The sequence below is a fragment of the Streptomyces sp. NPDC056948 genome (genome assembly GCF_042674225.1).
Taxonomy (GTDB): domain Bacteria; phylum Actinomycetota; class Actinomycetes; order Streptomycetales; family Streptomycetaceae; genus Streptomyces; species Streptomyces purpurascens.
The window spans coordinates 1-4,782 of the sequence record NZ_JBHUQX010000566.1; the positions used below are offsets into that span (position 1 = coordinate 1).

Annotated in this window: 3 protein-coding genes; all 3 read right to left on the reverse strand. The window is 69.7% G+C overall.

Annotated elements, in window-relative coordinates; genetic code table 11:
* Nucleotides 1-15 precede the first annotated feature (15 nt).
* Entirely contained in the window at nucleotides 16-2,718 is a 2,703-nt protein-coding gene (aceE, locus tag ACFTZL_RS41140; protein WP_382594576.1) for a pyruvate dehydrogenase (acetyl-transferring), homodimeric type, read from the reverse strand.
* A gap of 294 nt (nucleotides 2,719-3,012) precedes the next feature.
* On the reverse strand, nucleotides 3,013-3,636 hold the full coding sequence (locus ACFTZL_RS41145) for a GntR family transcriptional regulator (RefSeq protein ID WP_382594579.1): 624 nt from the start codon (nucleotides 3,634-3,636) through the stop codon (nucleotides 3,013-3,015).
* A gap of 234 nt (nucleotides 3,637-3,870) precedes the next feature.
* A partial coding sequence (locus tag ACFTZL_RS41150; RefSeq protein ID WP_382594581.1) for a 2-oxo acid dehydrogenase subunit E2 occupies nucleotides 3,871-4,782 on the reverse strand: 912 nt, incomplete at its 5' end.

A 4,782-nucleotide genomic window follows, 5' to 3' on the forward strand; every position in this document is an offset into this window, starting at 1 on the left:
GCTGATCACCGGTCCTTACAGACCGTACTTCTCGCGCGCTTCCTTCACGGCCGTCGCCTTGACCTCGCCGCGCTTGGCGAGCTGGGCCAGGGCCGCGACGACGATGGACTCGGCGTCCACGCCGAAGTGGCGGCGGGCCGCCTCACGGGTGTCCGAGAGGCCGAAGCCGTCGGCGCCCAGCGAGGACCAGTCCTGCTCGACCCACTGCGCGATCTGGTCCGGGACCTGGCGCATGTAGTCGGAGACCGCCAGCACCGGGCCCTCGGCGCCCTGGAGCGCCTGCCGCACGAACGGCACCCGCTCCTCGCCGCGCAGCAGCGCCTCGTCCGCCTCCAGCGCGTCCCGGCGCAGCTCGCCCCAGGACGTCGCCGACCACACGTCGGCCGCCACGCCCCACTCCTCGGCGAGCTGCTGCTGCGCCTTGAGCGCCCAGTGGATCGCCGTACCGGAGCCGAGGAGCTGGATCCGCGGGGCGTTGGCCGGGGGCGTGATGCCCGCCGACTCCGCCGTGTTGAAGCGGTACAGGCCCTTGACGATGCCCTCGTCGACCCCGTCCACGGACGGCTTCGCCGGCTGCGGCATCGGCTCGTTGTAGACGGTCAGGTAGTAGAAGACGTTCTGGTCCTCACCCGGGGCCGCCTCGCCGTACATCCGGCGCAGACCGTCCTTGACGATGGCCGCGACCTCGTAGGCGAACGCCGGGTCGTACGACAGGGCCGCCGGGTTGGTCGCCGCGATGACGGGGGAGTGGCCGTCGGCGTGCTGGAGGCCCTCACCGGTCAGGGTGGTGCGGCCGGCCGTGGCGCCGACGAGGAAGCCGCGGCCGAGCTGGTCGCCGAGCTGCCACATCTGGTCGGCCGTGCGCTGCCAGCCGAACATCGAGTAGAAGATGTAGAACGGGATCATCGTCTCGCCGTGCGTCGCGTACGACGTCGAAGCGGCGATGAAGTCGGCCATCGAACCGGCCTCGGTGATCCCCTCGTTGAGGATCTGGCCGTTCTTGGCCTCCTTGTAGTACATGAGCTGGTCACGGTCGACCGGCTCGTACGTCTGGCCCTTCGGCGAGTAGATGCCGAGCGAGGGGAACAGCGACTCCATACCGAAGGTGCGCGCCTCGTCCGGGACGATCGGCACCCAGCGCTTGCCCGTCTCCTTGTCGCGGACCAGGTCCTTGACCAGACGGACGAACGCCATCGTCGTCGCCACGTTCTGCGAGCCGGAGCCCTTGTCGAAGGACGCGAACGCCTTCTCCGCCGGGGCGGGCAGCGGGGCGACCGGGTGCACGCGCCGGGCCGGGGCCGGACCGCCGAGCGCGGCACGGCGCTCCTGGAGGTAGCGGACCTCGGGGGAGTCGGCGCCCGGGTGGCCGTAGGGCACCACGCCGTCCACGAAGTCGCTGTCCTTGACCGGCAGTTCGAGCAGGTCGCGCATGTTCTTGAACTCGTCCACCGTCAGCTTCTTCATCTGGTGGTTGGCGTTCTTCGACGCGAAGCCCTCGCCGAGGGTGTGGCCCTTGACCGTCTGGGCCAGGATCACGGTCGGCGCGCCCTTGTGCTCGACGGCCGCACGGTAGGCGGCGTACACCTTGCGCGCCTCGTGACCACCGCGCGAGAGGTGGAAACACTCGAGGATCTTGTCGTCGCTCAGCAGCTTCGCCAGCTCCACGAGCGCCGGGTCGCCGCCGAAGAAGTCCTGGCGGATGTAGGCGGCGTCGCGCGTCTGGTACGTCTGGATCTGCGCGTCCGGTACCTGACGCAGGCGGCGTACGAGCGCGCCGGTGGTGTCGAGCTGGAACAGCTCGTCCCAGGCCGTGCCCCACAGCGTCTTGACGACGTTCCAGCCGGCGCCGCGGAACTGGGCCTCCAGCTCCTGCACGATCTTGAAGTTGGCGCGGACCGGGCCGTCGAGGCGCTGCAGGTTGCAGTTGATGACGAACGTGAGGTTGTCGAGCTCCTCACGGGCCGCCAGCGCGAGGGCCGCCGTCGACTCGGGCTCGTCCATCTCGCCGTCGCCGAGGAACGCCCACACGTGCGAACCGGCGGTGTCCTTGATGCCGCGGTTGGCGAGGTAGCGGTTGAAGCGCGCCTGGTAGATGGCCGACAGGGGGCCGAGGCCCATGGAGACCGTCGGGAACTCCCACAGCCAGGGCAGCCGGCGCGGGTGCGGGTAGGACGGCAGGCCGTCGCCGCCCGCCTCCCGGCGGAAGTTGTCGAGCTGGGTCTCGTTCAGCCGGCCGTCGAGGAAGGCGCGGGCGTAGATGCCGGGGGAGGCGTGGCCCTGGATGTAGAGCTGGTCGCCGGAACCGTCGTCCTCTTTGCCTTTGAAGAAGTGGTTGAAGCCGGTCTCGTAGAGCCAGGCCGCCGAGGCGAAGGTGGCGATGTGGCCGCCGACGCCGTACTTGCTGCCCCGGGTCACCATCGCGGCCGCGTTCCAGCGGTTCCACGCGGTGATCCGCTGCTCCATCGCCTCGTCACCGGGCACGCCCGGCTCGGCGGCGGTGGGGATGGAGTTGACGTAGTCGGTCTCGAGGAGCTTCGGCAGCGCGATGCCGGCGCCCTCGGCGCGCTCCAGCGTGCGCCGCATGAGGTATGCGGCGCGGTGCGGTCCGGCCGCCTCGGTCACCGCGTCCAGGGAGGCCTGCCATTCGGCGGTCTCCTCCGGGTCCCGGTCCGGGAGCTGGTCGAGCTCGCTCGGCTGGATGGCTTTGGGGTCGGTCATGTCGCCGCCTTCCTCAGTCGAAGGGGGTTCCCTCATCGGTAAGGGTTCGGGGGTGCCCTTTGTCTTTGGCAGGACAGGGCGTAGGCCTCTGGTGCTGTGACACCGTGCGGCTTCCGCCGCGTGGCCCGTCGGTGACTGTAACCCTTTGATCGATGATCGATCAAAGGGTTGAGCGACAAAACCTCTTGATCACGAGAAAGTCGGCACGCGGTGCCTCCGCCGATGGCACGCGGTGACGGGATTTGGGCGGGTTTTCGCAGGTCGGAGGCGTATGAGCGGGGATGCGCTCGAGTGTCACGCCCTGGGCGCGCAGCCCAGGACGTGGGCCTTCACCAGTTCGGCGATCCGGGGGTCGCTGCGCTTGAAGGCGGCGACCAGTTCCTCGTGCTCCTCCGCGTACGACTGCTGCTGGGTGCCCAGCCAACGGATCGACAGGGCCGTGAACACCTCGATGCCGAGGCCTTCCCAGGTGTGCAGCAGGACGGAGTTGCCCGCCGCGCGGACCAGTTCGCGGTGGAAGGCGACGGTGTGGCGGACCTGCGCCGTGCCGTCCGACCTGCGGTCGGCCTCGTACAGGGCGTTGACGTGCGGTTCCAGCGCCGAGCAGTCCTCCGCCAGACCCTGGGCCGCCAGCTCCGCCGCGATGGCCTCCAGGCCGGCCCGGACCGGATAGCTCTCCTCCAGGTCGGCGGCGGTCAGGTTCCGTACGCGGACGCCCTTGTTGGGGGCGGACTCGATCAGGCGCAGGGACTCCAGTTCGCGCAGGGCCTCGCGGACCGGGGTCTGGCTGACCTCCAGCTCCGTGGCGATCCGGCGCTCGACGATCCGCTCGCCCGGCTGCCAGCGTCCGCTGATGATCCCCTCCAGGATGTGCTCGCGGATCTGCTCGCGCAGCGAGTGGATGACGGGCGCGGTCATGTGAGCTCCTTAAGGGGGTTTGACGTTTAGACAATAAGGCCGGGTCGCTCCGTGGGCGGGGTGGGTGGGGGTGTCTTGGTGCAGGTGAGACGAGACTTACACGGGGGGTGTGAGTTCGTCGTTCGGCTGCTGCGCCGTAGTGGTTGCTCGCGCGGTTCCCCGCGCCCCTTGGGTACGACGGTGCCCCGCCCGGAAAATCCGGACGGGGCACCGTACAGCCGTAGCGGCGGAGAATCAGAGGCCGAGCTCGACCTCGAACTCGCCCGCCTCCAGGATGGCCTTGACCGCCGTCAGGTAGCGGGCCGCGTCGGCGCCGTCCACCAGGCGGTGGTCGTAGGACAGGGTCAGGTACGTCATGTCGCGGACGCCGATGACCGTGCCCTCCTCCGTCTCGATGACGGCGGGGCGCTTGACCGTGGCGCCGATGCCGAGGATGGCGACCTGGCCCGGCGGCACGATGATCGTGTCGAAGAGCGCGCCGCGCGAACCGGTGTTGCTGATGGTGAAGGTCGCGCCGGACAGCTCGTCCGGGGTGATCTTGTTGGCGCGGACCTTGCCCGCGAGCTCCGCCGTGGCCTTGGCGATACCGGCGAGGTTGAGGTCACCGGCGTTCTTGATGACCGGGGTCATCAGGCCCTTCTCGGAGTCCACCGCGATACCGACGTTCTCGGTGTCGAAGTAGGTGATGGTCCCCTCGGCCTCGTTGATCTTGGCGTTGATCGGCGCGTGCGCCTTCAGCGCCTGGGCCGCGGCCTTGACGAAGAACGGCATCGGGGAGAGCTTCACGCCCTCCCGGGCCCCGAAGGAGTCCTTGGCCCGGGCGCGCAGCTTCATCAGACGCGTGACGTCGACCTCGACGACCGAGGAAAGCTGGGCCTGCTCCTGCAGGGCCTTGACCATGTTGTCGCCGATGACCTTGCGGATCCGCGGCATCTTGATGGTCTGACCGCGCAGCGGCGAGGTCTCCAGCACCGGGGCCTTCTTGCCGGTGACCGGAGCGGCGGCCGCGGCCGGAGCCGGGGCAGCGGCGGCGGCCTTCGCGGCCTCGGCGGCGGCGATGACGTCCTGCTTGCGGATACGGCCGCCGACGCCGGTGCCCTTGACGGTGGACAGGTCGACGCCGTTCTCGGCGGCGAGCTTGCGCAC